Origin of the sequence: Rhodanobacter sp. B05 (genome assembly GCF_002001085.1) — a bacterium.
GTDB lineage: Bacteria > Pseudomonadota > Gammaproteobacteria > Xanthomonadales > Rhodanobacteraceae > Rhodanobacter.
The window spans coordinates 1-19291 of sequence record NZ_MUNU01000011.1 but is presented as its reverse complement, the minus strand read 5'-3'; the positions used below and the strand labels follow the sequence as shown (position 1 = coordinate 19291).

Annotated in this window: 17 protein-coding genes; 7 read left to right on the top strand and 10 right to left on the bottom strand. The window is 65.7% G+C overall.

The genetic code is table 11. The features are described from left to right. Positions 1–21: 21 nt before the first annotated feature. The 5 genes from B0E47_RS04985 to B0E47_RS04965 all read right to left on the bottom strand — a co-directional run bounded on the left by B0E47_RS04985 (position 22) and on the right by B0E47_RS04965 (position 2822). Positions 22–723, bottom strand: a complete 702-nt coding sequence (locus tag B0E47_RS04985) for a sigma-70 family RNA polymerase sigma factor (RefSeq protein WP_077512910.1) — start codon at positions 721–723, stop codon at positions 22–24. A 92-nt stretch (positions 724–815) separates the two neighbouring features. Beyond that, positions 816–1466 (bottom strand): hypothetical protein, encoded by a 651-nt coding sequence (locus B0E47_RS04980; RefSeq protein ID WP_139351345.1) that lies wholly within the window; start codon positions 1464–1466, stop codon positions 816–818. Between the two features lie 104 nt (positions 1467–1570). After that, the gene (locus B0E47_RS17000; protein WP_168171007.1) at positions 1571–1711 is read right to left on the bottom strand and encodes a hypothetical protein; all 141 of its coding nucleotides are present in this window, start codon (positions 1709–1711) and stop codon (positions 1571–1573) included. A gap of 320 nt (positions 1712–2031) precedes the next feature. Continuing rightward, positions 2032–2424 carry a VOC family protein gene (locus B0E47_RS04970; RefSeq protein ID WP_077512907.1) on the bottom strand — a complete coding sequence of 131 codons (393 nt, stop codon included), beginning with the start codon at positions 2422–2424 and terminating at the stop codon, positions 2032–2034. Next, positions 2421–2822 (bottom strand): MmcQ/YjbR family DNA-binding protein, encoded by a 402-nt coding sequence (locus B0E47_RS04965; RefSeq protein WP_077512906.1) that lies wholly within the window; start codon positions 2820–2822, stop codon positions 2421–2423. The genes B0E47_RS04970 and B0E47_RS04965 overlap by 4 nt, the downstream gene beginning before the upstream one ends. 187 nt (positions 2823–3009) lie before the next feature. On the opposite strand from B0E47_RS04965, the gene B0E47_RS04960 reads away from it, so the two are divergent. From B0E47_RS04960 to B0E47_RS04950, 3 genes are all read left to right on the top strand, one after another. Next, positions 3010–3615: a GNAT family N-acetyltransferase gene (locus B0E47_RS04960; RefSeq protein ID WP_077512905.1), complete on the top strand. Its 606-nt coding sequence runs from the start codon at positions 3010–3012 to the stop codon at positions 3613–3615. 109 nt (positions 3616–3724) lie between these two features. Continuing rightward, positions 3725–7369, top strand: a complete 3645-nt coding sequence (mfd, locus tag B0E47_RS04955) for a transcription-repair coupling factor (protein ID WP_077512904.1) — start codon at positions 3725–3727, stop codon at positions 7367–7369. Between the two features lie 368 nt (positions 7370–7737). Next, positions 7738–9498 (top strand): diguanylate cyclase, encoded by a 1761-nt coding sequence (locus tag B0E47_RS04950; protein WP_077512903.1) that lies wholly within the window; start codon positions 7738–7740, stop codon positions 9496–9498. Positions 9499–9535: 37 nt separating this feature from the next. Here B0E47_RS04950 and B0E47_RS04945 read toward each other — a convergent pair whose 3' ends face one another. The 4 genes from B0E47_RS04945 to B0E47_RS04930 all read right to left on the bottom strand — a co-directional run bounded on the left by B0E47_RS04945 (position 9536) and on the right by B0E47_RS04930 (position 14251). Further along, positions 9536–11809, bottom strand: a complete 2274-nt coding sequence (locus B0E47_RS04945) for a thiamine pyrophosphate-dependent enzyme (protein WP_077512902.1) — start codon at positions 11807–11809, stop codon at positions 9536–9538. Between the two features lie 42 nt (positions 11810–11851). After that, entirely contained in the window at positions 11852–12358 is a 507-nt protein-coding gene (locus B0E47_RS04940) for a hypothetical protein (protein WP_077512901.1), read from the bottom strand. Continuing rightward, positions 12355–12897, bottom strand: coding sequence for a GNAT family N-acetyltransferase (locus B0E47_RS04935; protein WP_077512900.1), 543 nt, complete (start codon positions 12895–12897; stop codon positions 12355–12357). The genes B0E47_RS04940 and B0E47_RS04935 overlap by 4 nt, the downstream gene beginning before the upstream one ends. A gap of 184 nt (positions 12898–13081) precedes the next feature. Next, positions 13082–14251 (bottom strand): acyl-CoA dehydrogenase family protein, encoded by a 1170-nt coding sequence (locus tag B0E47_RS04930; protein WP_077512996.1) that lies wholly within the window; start codon positions 14249–14251, stop codon positions 13082–13084. Positions 14252–14368: 117 nt separating this feature from the next. On the opposite strand from B0E47_RS04930, the gene B0E47_RS04925 reads away from it, so the two are divergent. Next, entirely contained in the window at positions 14369–15244 is an 876-nt protein-coding gene (locus tag B0E47_RS04925; RefSeq protein WP_077512899.1) for a DMT family transporter, read from the top strand. Between the two features lie 2 nt (positions 15245–15246). On the opposite strand, the gene B0E47_RS04920 is transcribed toward B0E47_RS04925, so the two are convergent. After that, complete coding sequence (locus tag B0E47_RS04920) at positions 15247–16197, bottom strand: YafY family protein (RefSeq protein WP_077512898.1); 951 nt, start codon at positions 16195–16197, stop codon at positions 15247–15249. 93 nt (positions 16198–16290) lie between these two features. Here B0E47_RS04920 and B0E47_RS04915 point away from each other — a divergent pair, with 93 nt between their 5' ends. The 3 genes from B0E47_RS04915 (at position 16291) to B0E47_RS04905 (ending at position 18850) form a co-directional block, all read left to right on the top strand. Next, complete coding sequence (locus B0E47_RS04915; RefSeq protein WP_077512897.1) at positions 16291–17136, top strand: NIPSNAP family protein; 846 nt, start codon at positions 16291–16293, stop codon at positions 17134–17136. Next, complete coding sequence (locus tag B0E47_RS04910) at positions 17133–17768, top strand: LysE family translocator (protein WP_077512896.1); 636 nt, start codon at positions 17133–17135, stop codon at positions 17766–17768. Before B0E47_RS04915 ends, B0E47_RS04910 begins: the two co-directional genes overlap by 4 nt. Before the next feature lie 200 nt (positions 17769–17968). Beyond that, complete coding sequence (locus B0E47_RS04905; protein ID WP_254422818.1) at positions 17969–18850, top strand: transporter; 882 nt, start codon at positions 17969–17971, stop codon at positions 18848–18850. Positions 18851–19291: the final 441 nt, after the last annotated feature.

Genomic DNA, 19291 nt, shown 5'->3' with positions numbered 1-19291 from the left:
ACAAACGACGGGGTACCTAGTTCATCGCATCACCGCGCCCAGCGCCTCGCGCAGCGCGCGCAACTCCGCCTCCAGATCGCCATGGTTGGCGGTGGTTTCGGTCAGTTCCTCTCGCACCAGTTCGCGCAGACGATGGCGCAGCCGGTGCACCGCGACTGCCAGGGTGTTCTGGCGCAAGTGCAGTTCCGCCGCCACTCGCGCGTAGTCAGCCTGTTCCGGCGGCTCAGCCAGGAACTCGCTCAAACGTTCGAACAGGGTCAGCTTGTCCGCACGCTCGGCTTCGACACGCAGGCGTGCAAAAGCGGCGGACAGCACGGTCCTCGCCCACTCGCGCTGGAATACGTGTTCCGGCGTTTCGCCCGTGCTGACCGCGGCGACCTCGGCGCCATCCATGCTCTCGAGCCGGCAGCCGCCGCCACGCTTGAGTGCACGGGACTCGGCATTGGCATCGATCAGGAAACGCTTGAGTGCGGTAAGCAGGAAAGACCGGAAACGGCCCCGTTCGGGATCGGCATGTGCGTGCCAGGCGTGCTCAAGGAACCCTGCAAAAAAAGCCTGGGTGAGGTCCTCGGCGTTGTCGCGCGCAAACACATGACTGCGCACGTAGGCAAGCACCGGCGGCCGGTAGGTGCGGCACAGCGTTTCCAGGGCCGCGTGCGCGTCGGCGGGTTCGCCACGCGCGCGAAGCACCACGCTCCATCGGGTCGTATCAAATCGGCCCATGCACCGCGCCCTCAAGCGGCAACGGGCAGGCGCGCGCCGCGCCGGCGTCCATCGCGATTATGCGCCGTTCCACACCACCGGCAAGCGTTGCCTCAGCCGACCTGAAAGCGCGCCGCGCCAACATCCCCGGCATATGCCGTGCCGCGCGCACGCCGCAACACGCGTTCCAGCCGCAGTTCCTCGGCGCGCTGCTCGCTCCAGCAGGCACGATCCATCGTCACGGCAGCTGGCGTGGCGCCAAGTCGCGCCGCCTCGCCCATCCGATAGCGGCAGAAATCGGCGTACTCGTCGAGTTCACCGCGCAGCCCCTCCATCGCGAGATCCACCAGCAGCGCATCGTCGAGGCCGCCGATCACGGGAACGTCGTCCGGGATCAACCCGCCTTCGTTATCGATGTAGTCGACCAGTTGAAGCATGCGCTCGCACAACTTGTCCTCCACCGTCCATCCGCCGTCGTCGAGCAGCACACGGATCTCACCCGCGCGGCGCATGCGGGCCTGGATGAAACGCGACTCCCGCCCCGTGCCGATGGCGCGTGACAACCGCCGCGTCGCGGCAGCGATCTGGCGCGCATCGAGCGGCGGTGTCCCGGGCGCGACCCTGGCCGCGCATTCGTTGAAGCGCCGCAGGGAGGCATCGGTGAAGCTCACCCGGGCGACGCCTGGAGTGAAGACGCCTGAACGCTCAGGATCCAGATCGAGACGAGCGCAGGTACGATTGAAGTCCGTGTTGACGGCAGGCATGACAAGGCTCCTCGGTGTTGTCGCGACCATCCGGCGTGCATGCCGGGTTTGCCTTGCCTATTCGGCATCGGACGATCCGGATTACACAGCCCGAGCCAATCAGGTCACGACCGCACCAGCGCTACCCGAACAACCGCGACCACCATCGCGACTTGGCCGGCCACGTCACGTTCCCGCGCGAAACGTTGCAGCTCGGCGTTGACTTCGGCAAGGGTATCCTCGATGGATTCGATGAAATCAAACACGCCGCCACTCGCGGCAATGCTGCCAGCGTTTGACGATCAGCCTGCTGGCATAGTCGCCGGCTGCATGACCGCCGAGCCCATCGGCGACCACCCACAAACCGGCATTCGGGCGGTCCAGGATGGCGTCCTCGTTGCACGTGCGGACCTTTCCCGCGTTGGTGCGCCCGGCTGACGTAATTTCATCGGCATATCGCTGTCTCGACAATCGCCAACCTGATGGACCCCGTGCATCAGTTCGCAGCTGCATGGTCTGCAAGGCGCGAGGTGCACGATGGTCGCCCGTTTGCAGCGAACGTGATCAAGGTATCGCTGGCGAAAGATCACTGGACCGGCTGCAGCAGATCCCAAGCGTTGCCGTACAAGTCCTCGAACACCGCCACCGTGCCGTAAGCCTCATGGCGCGGTTCTTCGCGGAAATGCACGCCTTCGGCACACATGCGCTGCCAGTCGCGCTGGAAATCGTCGGTGTTGAGCAGCAGGAATACACGGCCGCCGGTCTGGTTGCCGATGCGCGAAACCTGTTCGTCGCCCTTCGCCTTGGCCAGCAGCAGGCGGGTTTCGCAGGAGCCGGGTGGCGCCAGCAGCACCCAGCGCTTGCCGTCGCCCATGTCGGTGTCCTCGATCAACTCGAAGCCGAGTGCATGGGTGTACCAGGCAATCGCCTCGTCGTAGTCAGCGACGAGCAGCGCCAGCGCGCCGAGATGCTGTTTCATTTTTTATCTGCCTTGAGTGTTGGCAGTGGGCCGAGCTCTGCCTGCAATTTCCTGGTCAATTTCGCGCGTACCAAGGTGTATGCGTCGAAGATGAAAGCCTGCAGTTCAGTAGTAGCGAAGCGCTGCGGTTCGGTGATCGAGATCCAGTGCGCCCGTGCCAGATACGGCGCCGGGATGATGCCGGGCTGGTCGGTGAGTTCGAGGAAGCGCTCGTCCGCCACCTTGAACGAAAGTCGGCCGCCTTCGCTACCGTCCGACGGCATTACCGCGAACATCTTGCCGCCGACGCTGAGCACCATGTCGACGCCCCACTTGGTATCGCGCGTGACGCCGGGCCAATGGCGGCACAGTGCTTCCAGCTGGGCAGCAGTGAGGCCGTTGGCCTGTTTGCGGATCATTCCGTACTCCATGGAAAGCCAGCGCGCATTGTGCGGTGTACCACCGCAAGCTGTCTGCCGACCTGGCGGTATCCCGTGCTGCAACACGATTCACACCGATACGATCCCCTTACTACAGCCGGCCAGCAGTATCGTCATTGCAAATTCATGTTGCGTTGCACACAATACGCAAAAGTATGGAAATCCCATGATCCCGGCCGTCGACTTCTCCGCCCCGTCCCGCTTCGCTCCACTGCCGCCGCGCAGCAGCGAACGTTTCGCCCGTCCGCGCGTGGCGCCGTCGACCGCTGGCGAACAGGTGCGCACGCAGGACGGTCGCGAACTGGTACTGCGCGCGATCGAGCCTGGTGACGTGGCCGCGATGCAGCGTTGCTTCACCCGCCTTTCGCCGGAGGACATCCGCCGCCGCTTCCTGCACGCGATGTCCGAACTGCCGGCGCCGATGGCGCAGCGGCTGTGCCGGATCGATCCGGCATTCGAAACCGCCTATGTGCTGATGGACGAGTCGGTGCAGCCTGCCGAGATGCGCGGCGTGGGCCGGATCTATGTCGACGAGACCACCGACACGGCCGAGTTCTCGGTGCTGGTCGAGCAGGACTGGAGCCGTCTCGGCCTCGGCGCGCTGCTGATGCAGCGGCTGGTCGACGACAGCCGTCGGCGCAAGCTCGCCGAGCTGTGGGGTTACGTGCTGCAGGAGAACCGGCCGATGCTGCAGCTGTGCCGTGAGCTGGGCTTCACCCAGCGAATGATCCCGGACGAACCGGGCACCGCGCTGATCGCGCTTAAGCTCTGATCGCCATCACTCATGCACGAACAGCCCCGGCCTGCCGGGGCTGTCGCGTTACACTTGCCCGCTTTCCCCGGCGCAGCTCGATGGCGGCGCCCTGAACACGCGCTCCCTCATGCCCAGCCTGATCAAGCACCCGCCCCTGCCGACCACCCCGAAGCAACGCCGCTACTGGACGCCGCCCCACGGCTCCGCACGGGCGCTGCTGATTGCCGAGGCGGCACGCACGCACGACGGCCTGCTGGTGGCGGTGACCCGCGACACCCAGCGCGCGCAGGCGCTGGAAGCAGAGCTGAAGATCTTTGCCGGTGGCCTGCCGGTGCTGCATTTCCCGGACTGGGAGACGCTGCCCTACGACGTGTTCAGCCCGCATCCGGAGATCGTCTCGCAGCGCATAGCCACGCTGTACCAATTGCCGAACATGAAACGCGGTGTACTGGTGGTGCCGGTGGCGACGCTGATGCAGCGCATCGCACCGCGTACGCATATCACCGGCTCCGGGCTGGTGCTGGCCAAACGCCAGAAGCTCGACCTGGTCAGCGAGCAACGTCGACTCGAAGCCTCCGGTTATCGCAACGTGCCGCAGGTGGCCGAGCCAGGTGACTTCGCGGTGCGTGGCGCCCTGCTCGACATCTTCCCGATGGGCACGGCCGAACCGTACCGCATCGAGCTGTTCGATGACGAAGTGGAATCGATCCGCAGTTTCGATCCGGAAACCCAGCGCTCGCAGCAGCAGGTGGAGAAGATCGAGCTGTTGCCTGCGCGCGAATTCCCGCTTACCGAGGAAGCGGCAAAGGAGTTCCGTGGCAACCTGCGCGAGCGCTTCCCGATCGACGTGCGCCGCTGTCCGCTGTACCAGGACATGAAGGAAGGCGTGACGCCCGGTGGCATCGAGTACTACCTGCCATTGTTTTTCCCTGTGAAGAGTCCGCACATGGATGTGCGGGGTGTTGCGGAGGATCCGCATGAAGGTAATGGCACCGCCACGCTGTTCGACTACCTCGCCGACGACGCACTGTTCGTGCTCGGCGAAGGCGCGGGTGAAGCCGCCGACCAGTTCTGGACGCAGACCAGCGAGCGCTACGACCAGCGCGCGCACGACATCGAACGCCCGGTATTGCCGCCGGCCGAGTTGTACTTGCCACCGGAGCAATTGCGCGAACGGCTCAACAAGCGGCTGCGCGTGGAAGTGGTCGACAGCGGTCACGAGCACGCCGTCACCAGTGGCACCCAGCCTGCGCCGGAGCTGCCGCTCAACCGCAAGGGTGAGGAACCGGGCACGTCGCTGCGGCATTTCCTCGCCAGCTATCCGGGCCGCGTGCTGATTGCCGCGGATTCGGCGGGACGGCGCGAAGCGCTGATCGAGACGCTTGCGGCGGCGGGACTGAGGCCACAGAACGTGGAGAGCTGGCAGACATTCATCAGCGACGCAGCTTTCACTCCCTCTCCTCCGATGCAGTCGGGGGAGAGGGTTGGGGCGAGGGCTTTTGACGTTGCTCCAGAGCAAGAGCCCCCCCTCACCCCAGCCCTCTCCCCCGGCAAAGCCGGGGGAGAGGGTGTTAATACGCGCTTCGCCATCAGCATCGCCAGTCTGGAACAGGGCTTCGCACTGACCAAGCCCGCGATCACCGTGCTCACCGAGCGCGAGCTGTACGGCGAGCGTGTGCGCAGCGAGCGCGACCGCAAGCGCCGCCGCGGCACCGCGCGCGATCCGGAAGCGATCATCCGCGACCTCACCGAGCTCACCCTCGGTGCGCCGATCGTCCATGTCGATCACGGCGTGGGCCGCTACCAGGGCCTGCTCTCGATGGACGTGGGCGGCATGGACGGTGAGTTCCTCACCATCGAATACGCCAAGGGCGACAAGCTGTACGTGCCGGTGGCGCAGCTCGGCCTGGTCAGCCGCTACTCCGGCACCGCGCCCGAGCTGGCGCCGCTGCATTCGCTCGGCGGCGACGCGTGGGAGCGCGCTCGCAGGAAGGCCGCCGAGAAGGTGCGCGACGTCGCCGCCGAACTGCTGGCGATCTACGCGCAACGCGAAGCACGCGGCGGCGAGTCGATGTCGATCGATCGCCAATTGGTGGAGGAATTCGGCAGCACCTTTCCGTTCGAGGAAACCCCCGACCAGGAAACCGCGATCGAAGCGGTGCTCAATGACCTGGCCGCACCGCGCGCGATGGACCGGGTGATCTGCGGCGACGTCGGCTTCGGCAAGACCGAGGTCGCGCTGCGCGCAGCATTCGCCACCGCCACCGCCGGCAAGCAGGTCGCCGTGCTGGTGCCGACCACCCTGCTCGCCCAGCAGCATTACCGCAACTTCGCCGACCGCTTCGCCGACTGGCCGGTGCGCGTGGACGTGCTGTCGCGCTTCAAGTCGACCAAGGAAGTGAACGAGGCATTGAAGCGCCTCGCCGACGGCCAGATCGACGTGATCGTGGGCACGCACAAGCTGCTGCAGCCGGACATCAAGTTCAAGAACCTCGGCCTGGTCATCGTCGACGAGGAGCAGCGCTTCGGTGTGCGCCAGAAGGAACAGCTGAAGAAGCTGCGCGCCGAAGTCGACCTGCTGACCATGACCGCCACGCCGATCCCACGCACCTTGAACATGGCGATGGCCGGCCTGCGCGATCTCTCGCTGATCGCCACGCCGCCGGCCCATCGCTCGGCCGTGCGCACCTTCATCTCGGCGTGGGACCCGGCCACGATCCGCGAAGCATTGCAGCGCGAGCTGTCACGCGGTGGCCAAGTATATTTTCTGCACAACGAGGTGCAGAGCATCGAGCGCACCGTGCGCGAACTCGAGGAACTGGTGCCCGAGGCGCGCATCCGCATCGCCCACGGCCAGATGCCGGAACGCGAGCTGGAAGGCGTGATGGCGGACTTCCACCGCCAGCGCTTCAACGTGCTGGTGTGCACCACGATCATCGAAACCGGCATCGACATCCCCACCGCCAACACCATCATCATCGACCGCGCCGACCGTTTCGGCCTGGCGCAATTGCACCAGCTGCGCGGCCGCGTCGGCCGCTCGCATCACCGCGCGTATGCCTATCTCGTCGTGCCCGACCGCCGCTCGATCACCGCCGACGCGCAGAAGCGGCTGGAAGCGCTCGCCTCGCTGGAAGAACTCGGCGCCGGTTTCACCCTGGCCACGCACGACCTGGAAATCCGCGGTGCCGGCGAACTGCTTGGCGACGAACAGTCCGGCCAGATCCAGGAGATCGGCTTCGGCCTGTACACCGAACTGCTGGACCGCGCCGTGCGCGCACTGAAGTCCGGCAAGATCCCCGACTTCGACCTCAGCAGCGAACACGAAACCGAAGTCGAACTGCACCTGCCCGCACTGATCCCCGACGACTACCTCGGCGACGTGCATGCACGCCTCACCTTGTACAAACGCATCGCCAGCGCGCGCAGCGAGGACGACCTGCGCGATCTGCAAGTGGAGATGATTGATCGATTTGGTCTGCTGCCGGACAGCACCAAGCAACTGTTCGCCGTCGCCAGCCTGAAACTGATGGCTACCCCGCTCGGCATCCGCAAGCTGGATTTCGGCGCCAACGGCGGGCGGATCACCTTTCGCGAAAAGCCCGAAGTCGACCCGCTGGCCATCATCAAGCTGATCCAGAGCCTGCCTCGCGTATACAAGCTCGATGGCCAGGACAAACTGAAGGTGATCCTCGACCTGCCCGGCGCCAGCGAACGGGTACGCAGCGCGCAGGAAGTGCTGCTGTTGCTGGGTGCACGCCGCCCGCAATGAGGCGCCAACCCGACGTCCTGACCGGCGCGGACAGGCCCTGATGACCGACACCTGACCCCGGGCGTCCAGTTCGTGCCGTTCCGGGCGTCTCGCTGCCACGGCGGTCGGCTTCACCCCGGGCAGACACCGGGTTTCCGACCCTTGGCGCAGCTGGTCTACTCTCGCGAGTAGCGCTGGCACGACCCGTGCTTGACTGATACCAGCCAAATCAGGCAGCGTTGTCGGTTGGGATGCCATGCCGCCCGCCGGCGGCGCCTCCTGACTGCGCCGTACGCCTCATCAGAAGTGCTCGGGACAAGTCGTGCGGCGCCATGAGCGCAATTTCGCCATGTATACCCGGGCGAGTTTGGCACCACAGGGAAAGCCAAATGGAGAAGCAGATCACATTGCCACCCCGAGACCGCTTCTGGCGGCGTGCGGGCGGCTTTGTGTTCGCTCTGCTGTTCTGCTGGCTTGGCGTAACGCACGCCGCCGGCATGCCCCTGAACGGCGCCTGGGGTCAAGTCGGCCCGAACGACACGCCGCAAAGCGTGCTGGAGGCCTATCGTGCCGGCCACCTCAACAGTTTCGATCCCTCGATGCTGCAGCAGTTTCCGCGCAGCAAACGCGGCAGCTGGGTGGTGATCGCGGCGCAGCCGCCGTGGGACAACGAGGAGCGGGTACTCACCGTCTACCCTCCTCCGATGGGCGCGATCAGCGTGATCTACGCTGGCCAGGAGCACCCGCTGGCGATCGACGATTTCAGCGCGCCGCCGCATGGACACGGGCGCCTGGCCTGGCGCATACCGGGCACCCTGCCGGCCTCGGCGCCGATCCTGCTGCGGCTGGAACCGAGTGAAACGCTGAGTGCGCCGATACGTTTCCGGATTCTTCCCTGGGGCGATTACCTGCAGCGGGACGCGCAATGGCTGGTATTCGCCAGCGCCTGCTTTGCCGTGATGCTGGCCATGGTGCTGATGGCGCTGTTCTTTTCGCTGGTGCTGCGCGACATCACCTACGCCTGGTATGCCGGCTATATCGTTTGCTATGCGCTGATCCAGGGCATCCAGACCGGCTTCGTATTCCATCCGCTGGAGTGGCAATGGCTGGCCGCTCGAACCTGGCTGGTCGGTGCGGCCGCGGTGGCCCTGTCGGTGGCATTCGCCTCGTTGTTCATGATGCGCTTCTGCGATCTGCAGAAACACGCGCGGCTGCTGCGGGTGCCGATCATGGCGCTGGCCGTGGGCATGATCCAGTTGGTGCTGATGCGTTGCAGCGGCATCCCGCTGCTGATTGAGGTGGCCCAGGCCTTGCTCAACCCGTTGTTGATGATCGGCGCCATGCTGTTGCTGGTGGCCGCCATCGTCGCTGCCGTTCGCGGCTCGCGCCAGGCCTGGTTCTTCCTGGCCGGATGGACGCCGCTGTTGCTGCTCACGGCAGCGACCAGCGCCCAGGTCAACGGTGCGCTGCCCCAACTCGACTGGCTCAACGATGCCAGCCTCGCAGGCGGCGCGTTTGAGGCGCTGGTGCTGTCGCTGGGCCTGGCCGATCGGGCGCTCAGCTTGCGCCAGGATCGCGACGTGGTGCAGGTGCTGGCCGATCACGATCCGCTCACCCACGCACTCAATCGCCGCGCCTGGAACGAGCGTGCCAGTGCCTTGCTGGAGGCCACCCCGACCCGGCCGATCGCCTTGCTGTTCCTCGACCTGGATCACTTCAAGCTGCTCAACGACCGCCATGGCCACAACACCGGCGACCGCGCGCTGGTCGCCGTGGCCACCACGCTCGGCGCCGAATTGCGCCCGGCCGACCTGTTCGGGCGCTACGGCGGCGAGGAGTTTGTCGCCCTGCTCGATGGCATCGGCGCCGAGGAAGCCATGCAAGTGGCTACCCGTCTGTGCCGGCGCGTACACCGGCTGGAAATTCCGGTACGCGACGAAGAACAGCTCCTCAGCGTCAGCATCGGCGTGGCCATGCGCCAGCGCGGCGACCATCTGGAAGCGTTGGTGGAACGCGCGGATCAGGCGATGTATCGCGCCAAGCTGCACGGTCGCAACCGCGTCTGTCTCGACGAAATCACCGCCCGGCCGGCGCGTATCACGGCGGCCAAACACTTGCACGTCGTGGAAAAGCGGCGGGACGACCCGTAGCGGTCATTCAGCGGTCATCGCGCCGGCAAGCGGACGATTACCTCGCCGCCAGGATCCGCGCCGCCTGGACAACATCGGCCTCGCCCGGCAATACCAGCAGCGCCGCACCGGCCAGCGGGGTGAAGGTATCGGCACCCACCACGCGATGCAGCGGCGTGGCACCGCAGCCGCCCTCGACGATCGCGGTGATCACCCCCTCGCCCACGCCGGCGCTCTTGCGCCCCTCGTCCAGCACCAGGATACGTTTGGCGCTCGAGGCCTGTGCCGCGATGAACGCGTCGTTGAGCGGCGCCAGCCAGCGCAGGTCGACCACGCGCACCTGCCAGTTCAATTCCTTCTCGATTGCGCGGGCGGCGCGCAATGCCATCGGCACGCCGTTGCCGAAGGTGAACACCACCAGATCGTTCGCGGCTTCGTTGTAGATGCGGCCCTCGCCCAGCGTCATCGCCCGGTCCGGTGCCGGATAGTCGAACTGCCACTGGCCGTCGCCGGCTTCGTACAAATCCTTGGTCATGTACAAAGCGATCGGTTCGAGGAACGCGCACACGCGGCCGTCCACCTTCGCCAGCGCCATCATCGTGCGCAACATCATTGCCGCATCGTCGCCGCGACTGGCGCAGCCAACCACCAGGCCCGGAATGTCGCGCAGCGCGGTGATCGAGTTGTCGTTGTGGAAGTGCCCGCCGAAACCTTTCTGGTAGCCCAGCGAGGCGACGCGCATCACCATCGGGTTGCGGTACTGGTCGTTGGAGAAGAACTGCAGCGACGATGCCTCGCCGCGGATCTGGTCGCAGGCATTGTGGAAATACGCCAGATACTGGATTTCCGGGATCGGCAGCATGCCCATGTTGGCGTAGCCCTGGGCCAGGCCCAGGATCATCGTCTCGTCGAGCAGCGTGTTGAACACGCGGCTGCCCTTGAAGGTCTTGTTCAGCCCCTTGGTAACGGTGTACACGCCGCCTTTCTGCGCCACGTCCTCGCCGAACAGCAGCGCCTGCGGGTACTTTGCCAGCAGGTCGTGCAGGGCCTGGCCGATCTGGATGGCCAAGTGTCGCGGCGGCAGTTTTTCCGGCAGCTTCGCTTCGCCGCCGAATACGGCCACGCGCTTCTCCGCGTAGTCGGCGCGCGTGGCCTCGACCTTCACCGCGGCGGGCGTATACGGCGCCAGCGGCTTCATCACGTCTTCCAGGGAAGTCAGCCGATGGCGTGAATCCGCATCCTCGGCCGCGGCGAAGCAGCGCTTGCGGGTGACCTCGTACAGGTTAAGCAGTTCATCCTTCGAATACAGGCCCGACTCCAGCGCGATGCCGGCCGAGCGCAACAGCGGATCGGAGCATTCGACCGCGAACAGCTCCTCGATGCTGCGCCACTCGATCTCGAAATCGGTGCCGGCATGGCCCATCACGCGGGTGGTTTTCAGATGCAGGAAGGTCGGTCGGCGCGTGGTGCGGCAATGCTCCACGGCGCGCCACACCTGGGCGTAGCCCTCGGCCAGATCGAGGCCGTCGGCGTAGAAATAATCGAGGTTGGAACGGTGCTGGAAATTGCTGGCGACCCAGCCGCTCGGCGTTTTCACCGAGATGCCGATGCCGTTGTCCTCGCACACGAACAGCACTGGCGCCGGCAGTTTCTGGTACGCCGTCCATGCGGCGGTGTTGAAGGCCGTCTGCGCGGTGGCGTGGTTGCTGGAGGCGTCACCGAACGAACAGATCGAGATGCTGTCGTCGGGAATCGGCAACTGATGGCCGATGCGCCGCGCCTGCTCGATCGCCACCGCAGTGCCCAGCGCCTTGGGCAGGTGCGAGGCGATCGTCGAGGTCTGCGGCAGAACCCACAACGGCTTGCTGCCCCATACCTTGTGACGGCCACCGGAAGCCGGATCGTCCTTGCTGGCGGCGAACGACAGCGCAGAATCCATCACCGGGTCCATCCCCGGAATCTTGCGGAAGCGCTCGGCCATGAAGCCGCCCGAACGGTAATGCAGGAACGCCGGATCGGTATGCCGCGTGAGTCGCGCCACCATCGCGTTGCCTTCGTGGCCGGACGAACCGATCGTGTAGAACACCTTGTTCTGCACGCGCAGCACGCGCGCCATCAGGTCGAGGTGGCGCGAGATCAGCTGCGATTCAAGCAGCTCGCGGAAGCCGCGCGCATCCAGCGCGCTGCCTGGCAGCACCGCCTCGCCGTCGCGTGGTGCTGCATGCACGTCGCCCTGCCACAACCGCACGAACTCGATGAAGTTCTGGTCGACGATCTCGGCACGGTTGAAGCCCTTGTGGCGGGCGCTGATGGCGAACGGAATGGCAGTCATGGCGTGGTCGTTTCGTGTAGGGAGGCGGCTGCAATGCAGCGTTCAATGGGATGAAAAAACGGGCAGCGCGAACGTCGACGCATTCAGCGCGCGCAACGCGGCGGCACGGCGCATGTCCTTCTCGCGCCCGAAGCTTTCGAACAGACGAATCTGGTCTTCGACGCACGGCACCGGTACGGCCATGCCATTCAGGCCAGCCAGTTGCAGCCGCCCCGGCTGCACGGCCTGCCAGCCGTCATCGGCATTCAGTTCCAGTGCGCCCATGACCTCGACCGGCGCCCCCGGGAAACGGAACCGCGCGAAATGCGAGCGGAAAAGCCGGTCGTCGGTGCGGGCGGACACGGACTCGCGTCGCTCCACCCACAACGTCATCAAGGCATCGGCATCGGCGCGCGAGGTGAGCACATCGACGTCGGCTGCGCTGACCTCCGCCCCCAGCAACAGAGCGGCGGCGCTGCCGATCAGACACCACGGTGCGGTGCAGTGGACATGCAGTTCCGGCACGATTTCGGCCAGGGTGGCATATAGCGCGGGCGGCACGTGGCTCATGCGCGGCGCTGTTTCCACGCATCGCGATCCTGGCCCCAGATCTCCACCGGCAGATCCTGGAAAGGCTCGGGCAAACGTCCGGGGCCGATCAGGCTTGAACCGAGCCGGCGCGCGACGCCCTGCGAAGCGGTGTTGTCCGGCGCGATGGTGTGGATCACCTCGGTCCAGCCCAGATGATCGAAGGCCCAGTCGATCGCCGCGACCGACCCTTCGATGGCGTAGCCGTTGCCCCAGGCGTCGCGCAGCAGGCCCCAGCCCACCTCGGTACCGGGCCAGCCCTCCGGGCACCACGGACCGAGCCGGCCGATCCAGCGTCCGCTGCTTTTCTCGATCACCGAAAACATGCCGAAGCCCTGGATGGCCCACGCGCCGGCCATGCTGAGGAAACCTCGCCACGCCGTCGCGCGCGCCTGGAGGCCGCCGATATGGCGCGAGTTGTCCTCGTCGCCCATGAGCGCGGCCCAACCTTCGAAATCCTCTGCCCGGGTCGGACGCAGGATCAAGCGATCAGTTTCAATGCGGATGTCTGGTACCTGCAAGAGGTTGGCTCCTGAGAGCCCCTCTCCCATCGGGAGAGGGGTTGGGGAGAGGGTGCGGCCAGCGCGAGGAAATTCGCTCCGCCCGAACCCTCATCCGCCCTTCGGGCACCTTCTCCCGGAGGGAGAAGGAGTAGAGCTCATCCGCCCTTCGGGCACCTTGCCCTGGAGGGAGAAGGGAAAATCGTCAGAACGCGTTGATGCCGGTCAGCTCGCGACCGACCACCAGTTCGTGCACGGTCTCGGTGCCTTCATAGGTGATCACCGATTCCAGGTTCAGCGCGTGGCGGATCGCGCCGTGCTCGGTGGTGATGCCGGCACCGCCGAGAATGTCGCGGCACTGGCGCGCGATGTCGATCGCCATGCGGCAGTTGTTCCACTTGGCCAGCGAGACCTGGGTCGGCTGCATCTTGCCGGCATCCTTCAGGCGGCCGAGCTGCAGCGACAGCAGTTGCGCGGTGGTGATGCGGCGGGCCATGTCGGCCATCTTCAATTGCACCGCCTGGTTGGACGCGAGCGGCTTGCCGAACAGAATGCGCTCGGCCGTGTAGTCGAGTACTTCCTTGAGGCAGGCCTGCGCCGCGCCGATCGGGCCCCAGGTGATGCCGTAGCGCGCCTGCGTGAGGCACCCCAGCGGCCCCTTCAGACCCTTCACGTTGGGCAGTCGCGCGCTGTCCGGCACACGCACGTTGTCGAAGAACAGTGCGCTGGTGACCGAGGCGCGCAGGCTCATCTTCTTGTGGATTTCCTGCGCCTTGAAGCCGGCCGTGTCGGTCGGCACCACGAAGCCCTGGATGCCGTCCTCGGTCTGCGCCCACACGATCGCGATGTGCGCCAGGTTGCCGTTGGTGATCCACATCTTGGCGCCATTGATGACCCAGTCGCTGCCGTCCTTCTTCGCATGCGTCTTCATGTTGGCCGGATCGGAGCCACCGTGCGGCTCGGTCAGGCCGAAGCAGCCGATCACCTCGCCAGCCGACATCCGCGGCAGGTAGTGTTTTTTCTGCTCCTCGCTGCCGTAGGCGAAGATCGGGTACATGCACAGCGAGCTTTGCACCGAGGCGAAGCTGCGCAGGCCGGAATCGCCGCGCTCCAGTTCCTGGCAGATCAGGCCATAACTCACGCCATTCATGCCGGCACCGCCGTATTCCTCCGGGATGGTCGCGCCGAGCAGGCCGAGCGCGGCGATTTCCGGGATCAGCTCCTGCGGGAAACGTGCCTGGTCGAAACAGTCGCCGATGATCGGCAGCACGCGTTCGTCGACGAAGCGGCCGACGCTGTCCTGCACCATGCGCTCCTCGTCGGTGAGCAGCGAGCGGACATCGTACAGATCGAGCGGATTCAGACTGACTGCCATGGAAGCTCCGGAAAGCGACGCGATAAAACGGGTATTGTAGCGCGGGAACAGGCTGCGGGCCGAGGCCAGGGCCGCCCCCCGATCCGAATTCACCACCCCGATCCCTCCCGGAATCCCATGTTCAAAGGCGTACTGCTCGGCTTCATGGCGTTTGCCGCCTATGCGTTCAGCGATGCCTTCGTGAAATCACTGCGCGGTTCCCTGCCGGCCTATGAGGCGGTGTTCTTTGGCGCCGCGCTTGGCCTGACCGCGCTTCCGTTCATCAAGGGTCGCGGCGATCGCTGGCGCGACGCCGCGCTGGCCCAGCGCCAGGGCCTGTACCTGGTGCGCGCGGGGGCCAGTGCGGTCGGCAGCATCGCTGCGGTGGTCGCCTTCACCGCGCTGCCGATGGCCGAGGCGTTCGCATTGATCTTCCTGCTGCCGATCTTCGTCACCATCCTTTCCGTACTGGTGTTGCACGAACACGTCGGCTGGCGCCGCTGGTCGGCGGTGATGGCCGGTTTCGTCGGCGTGCTGGTGGTGCTGCGACCGGGCTTCCGCGCGCTCGGCATCGGCCACCTGGCCGCCATCATCTGCGGCCTTGCCGGAGCGGTGTCGATGATCGCGCTGCGCCTGGCCGGCCCGCACGAGAAGCGCGTCAGTCTGTTCGGTGCCGGCATCATCGGCTCGATGCTGGTATCCGGCATGTTGATGCTGGCCGACTTCCGCTGGCCGCAACCGGGCCAGTGGGCGCTGCTGCTTGGCTACGGCCTGCTCTCGGCGCTGGGCTCGGTGCTGCTGATGCTGGCCACCCGGCTGGCACCGGCCAACCACGTGGCACCGACCCAGTACAGCCAGATGCTGTGGGCCGTGCTGCTGGGCTACCTGGTTTTCCATGACCAGCTGGACTGGCCGATGGCGGTCGGCATCGCGATCATCCTCGGCGCGGGCCTGTTCACCTTCGTGCGCGAGGACAAGGTCACCCGCTGGTGGAAGCGCATCCGGATGATCTGACGTCAGCCGGCCAGGGCCCGCAGACGCGTGGCGCAGCGTGCCAGCTCGGTACGCAACTCCACCGGCGTTCGTATCTCGAAGTCGAACGGCACCCCGGCAAGCTGGCGGGCGAACCAGGCGAGGTCGTCGGCGCTGCTGCGCAACAACACGCCGGCATCCACCGGCTCCAGCAGACCGAAATCGAGTGAGAAGGCACGGCGTGCCGCCGGCAGGTCGGTGTGCAGCAGCACCTCGATGCTGCGGCCTCGCGGCATGCCGGCAATGCCTTGCACCAGTTGCTCCAGCGCGTCGAAATTCGCGGGTCGTTCGAAGTGCTGCTCCCGCAAGGTCACTTCGCCCATGCGGTCCAACCGGAACGAGCGCAGGCCGTGGCGCAGATGGCACATGCCCAGCGCGTACCAGGCACCGGCGCGCCAGGCCAGGCCGTACGGATCGAACTCCCGTTCGGTATGACTGCCCTGCGCCGAGTCGTAGCTCATGCTCACCCGCTGCTGTGCCTGCGCTGCCGTGGTCAGCGCGATCAGCGCGGCATTGCTGGCCGGCGTGTGGGTGGAAGGCAGCAGATCGACCTTGACCGTATCGGCGATCGCGCGCACGTGGCGCTTCAGGCCATCCGGCATCACTCGGGCCAGCTTGGCCTGCGCGCTTTCCACCGCGGGCTGGGCCGCGGCCAGGCCCAGCCCACGCGCCGCCACCATGCCCACCGACAGCGCCACCGCCTCATCGTTGGTGAACATCATCGGCGGCAGCCTGAAGCCGGCGACCAGCATGTAGGCACCGTGGCGGCCACGCTCGGTGGTCAGCGGAATGCCGAGGTCTTCCAGCATCACGATGTAGCGCCGCAGCGTGCGCACGTCGACGCCGACCCGCCGCGCCAGTTCCGGGCCGCTCATGCGGCCGTGGCTTTGCAGCAGATCGAGCACCGCCAGCACGCGGGTGGTGGGCTTGGCCATGGGTGGCGATGGTAGCAATCAATCAGGGCGAATTTTGCCCTGTATGAGCTTTAACGTGGCCTGCGCCAATCACTGACCCGGGCGGGGATCCCCATGTCGTACTTCAAAACATTGCTTTCCGGACTCGCTGCGTGGCTTGCGTTCGGCGCGGCAGTTCCCGCCCACGGCAACCCCGTCAACGAGGCTTCCGCCATGCAAAGCGTGCAACACCTGAAGGATTACCAGGTCGTCGAATTCCGCCGCTACGTCACCAGCGACGGCGAACTGGCGCACTTCGTCAAATACTTCGACGCGTACTTTCCGGAAGCCTTCGAGCAGCTCGGCGCGATGGTGTTCGGCCAGTTCACCGAGCGCGGCCATCCGAACCATTTCACCTGGCTGCGCGGCTTCCACGACATCAACGCGCGGCCGATCGTCAACGCGGCGTTCTACTACGGCCCGCTGTGGCGGGAACACCGGGTCAAGATCAACGCGATCCTGCCGGACAGCGACAACGTGATGCTGCTGCGCCCGCTGCATGCGGATCAGGGCATCACCGTGCTGCCGGCGGTCGACCCGGTGACCGAAGACCATGGTGCGCAGGGCATCGTGGTCGCACAGATCTTCGCGGTGAAGAAAGGCAGCGAGGAAGCGTTTGCAAAGCAGGCCGAGGCCGCCTTCGAGGCCTATCGCATCGATGGCGTGCATCCGGCCGGCGTGCTGGTGTCGCTGGATGTGCCGAACAACTTTCCGCAGTTGCCGATCCGCACGGACGGCCCGTTCCTGGTGTGGCTTGGCGTGGTCCGTGACAACTCGACGCTGGACAAGGGCCTTGCGCCGCGCCTCGCATCCGCCGAACAGTCGCTGCTTGCGGGCGGCCTGCTGCGCAGCACCCCGGAACGCGTGGTGATGGATCCGACCCCGCGCTCGCGCCTGCGCTGGTTGCCCACGTCGCCATGATCCACTACGAGCAGTTGTGGCTGTTCTTCGCGCTGGTCTTCGGCATCGTCGTGCTGCCGGGACTGGACATGGCCTTCGTCATGGGCAGCGCTCTGGCCGGCGGGCGCAGTCGTGGTTTCGCCGCGGTCGCCGGCGTCATCGCCGGCGGCGTCTGCCATGTGCTGATGACGGCGCTGGGCATCAGCGTGCTGATCAAGCTGATCCCCGGCATGTTCAATGCCCTGCTGCTGGCCGGCGCGCTGTACATCGCCTGGATCGGCATCTCGCTGCTGCGCAGCGAATCCTCGTTCGGCCTGCGCCCCAATACCCGCTTGCGCTCGCGCGCAGCGACCTTTCGCCAGGGCATGCTGACCTGCCTGCTCAATCCCAAGGCCTACCTGTTCATGCTGGCGATCTTCCCGCAGTTCCTGCGCCCGCAGTACGGCCTGATCTGGCTGCAGGCGCTGGTCATGTGGCTGATTATCGCGATCAACCAGCTATGCGTTTACGGCAGCGTGGCCCTGATGGCCGATCGCGCGCGGCAATGGCTGCAGGGCAAACCGGAGGCTGGGATGATGGCGACGCGCTGCGTGGGCGGCCTGCTGATCGCCGCTGCGATGCTCACCGGATTTGAAGGCTGGCAGCGGATCTGAGCAAGAAACGGCTGGTCATGGCGATGCGAAGAACGGATCGTATGGCGGAACCGAGGGACGAGGTAATCAAGATACCATTGGCAAAAATCATGTCGCCACGACGACGATGCTTCGCCTTTTGCTGCGCGCTGGCTGGCAGCTTGCTGTCACCGGCTGCATGGGCTCAGACCGCAGGTGATCCGACAGCACTCGCTGAAACCGTGCCGCCCTCGCCGCCACCGCGTCAGTCGCTGGACGACGCCTGGTGGACCGGCCCGATGCTGGCGAACTCGGCCGCGACCCTGCCCCGCGGTCATTTCCTGATTGAGCCCTATCTCTACGATGCATCCTCGCCGCATGCGGACGGTTTCGGCTCGCTGACCTACATGCTCTACGGGCTCACCGACCGGCTGACGGTCGGCCTGGTTCCCGTGCTGGGTTACAACCGGGTGGATGGCGCGGGAGACAGTTCCGGCATCGGGCTGGGCGACATCAGCGTGCAGGCGCAATACCGGCTCACCGAATTCCACGAGGGCAGTTCGCTGCCGACGATCTCGCTGCAATTGCAGCAAACGCTGCCGAGCGGAGAATACGACCAGTTGGGCAACCGGCCCGGCGACGGGCTCGGCAGCGGTGCCACCGCTACGACGTTGCAGCTCAACACGCAGACGTACTTCTGGCTCGCAAATGGCCGCATCCTGCGCATGCGCCTGAACGTGGCGCAATCCGTTTCCGGCAAGGCGCACGTCGAGGACGTCAGCGTCTACAGCACCGCGAACGGCTTTCGCGGCCACGCCAGACCCGGCAACTCGTTCCTCGTCAACGCGGCCTGGGAATACAGCCTGAGCCGGCGCTGGGTGCTGGCGTTCGACCTCACCTGGCGGCGCAATCACGGCACCCGCGTGGACGGCGTGATGCTGCCCGGCTACGGCGATGCATACATTCGTCGAAGCTCGGGTTCCAGCGAGGCGTTCGGCTTCGCGCCGGCGATCGAATACAGCTGGAGCGCCAACCTTGGCGTGTTGTTCGGCACCCGCGTGATCACCGGCCACCACACGCCGACCACGATCACTCCGGCGATCGCGATCAACTACGTGCACTGAGAGGTTGTGACTATTCAACCTCTCAGGCCGGCCATGGCGAGGGCATGGCGAAGGCATGGATGCCTGAGTTGAGGCAATGCAGGAGCAATTGCCCGATGCCCGAGTTGAGGCAACGCAGGAGCAGTTGCCCGATGGCCGGTCGCGGATCGGGCACGCAAGTGCCTGATTCGCGTGAGCGAGTCCGGACAAATCCGCTGGGAGCGGATTTGAACAGCCGCAGGCTGGCCCGCAGGGTGCATGCCAAGGATGGCATGCATACATGCGCCGGGCTCGCGATAGAAGAAAACCACAGGAAGTGGTTTTCTTCACAGACCTGTTTAGACCGGAGACATAGGTAACAAGTGTGCCAGGACATGGGTTACACCTCGACGCTGGTTCATAGCCTGCTCGAGGTGCCATTTCATGCCGTGGAAGGAAACCACATCCATGTCCCTGCGTAAT

Coding starts and splice junctions, on each gene's coding strand:
- B0E47_RS04985 (WP_077512910.1), bottom strand. CDS start 723: ATGGGCCGATTTGATACGACCCGATGGAGCGTGGTGCTTCGCGCGCGT.
- B0E47_RS04980 (WP_139351345.1), bottom strand. CDS start 1,466: ATGCCTGCCGTCAACACGGACTTCAATCGTACCTGCGCTCGTCTCGAT.
- B0E47_RS04970 (WP_077512907.1), bottom strand. CDS start 2,424: ATGAAACAGCATCTCGGCGCGCTGGCGCTGCTCGTCGCTGACTACGAC.
- B0E47_RS04965 (WP_077512906.1), bottom strand. CDS start 2,822: ATGATCCGCAAACAGGCCAACGGCCTCACTGCTGCCCAGCTGGAAGCA.
- B0E47_RS04960 (WP_077512905.1), top strand. CDS start 3,010: ATGATCCCGGCCGTCGACTTCTCCGCCCCGTCCCGCTTCGCTCCACTG.
- mfd (WP_077512904.1), top strand. CDS start 3,725: ATGCCCAGCCTGATCAAGCACCCGCCCCTGCCGACCACCCCGAAGCAA.
- B0E47_RS04950 (WP_077512903.1), top strand. CDS start 7,738: ATGGAGAAGCAGATCACATTGCCACCCCGAGACCGCTTCTGGCGGCGT.
- B0E47_RS04945 (WP_077512902.1), bottom strand. CDS start 11,809: ATGACTGCCATTCCGTTCGCCATCAGCGCCCGCCACAAGGGCTTCAAC.
- B0E47_RS04940 (WP_077512901.1), bottom strand. CDS start 12,358: ATGAGCCACGTGCCGCCCGCGCTATATGCCACCCTGGCCGAAATCGTG.
- B0E47_RS04930 (WP_077512996.1), bottom strand. CDS start 14,251: ATGGCAGTCAGTCTGAATCCGCTCGATCTGTACGATGTCCGCTCGCTG.
- B0E47_RS04925 (WP_077512899.1), top strand. CDS start 14,369: ATGTTCAAAGGCGTACTGCTCGGCTTCATGGCGTTTGCCGCCTATGCG.
- B0E47_RS04920 (WP_077512898.1), bottom strand. CDS start 16,197: ATGGCCAAGCCCACCACCCGCGTGCTGGCGGTGCTCGATCTGCTGCAA.
- B0E47_RS04915 (WP_077512897.1), top strand. CDS start 16,291: ATGTCGTACTTCAAAACATTGCTTTCCGGACTCGCTGCGTGGCTTGCG.
- B0E47_RS04910 (WP_077512896.1), top strand. CDS start 17,133: ATGATCCACTACGAGCAGTTGTGGCTGTTCTTCGCGCTGGTCTTCGGC.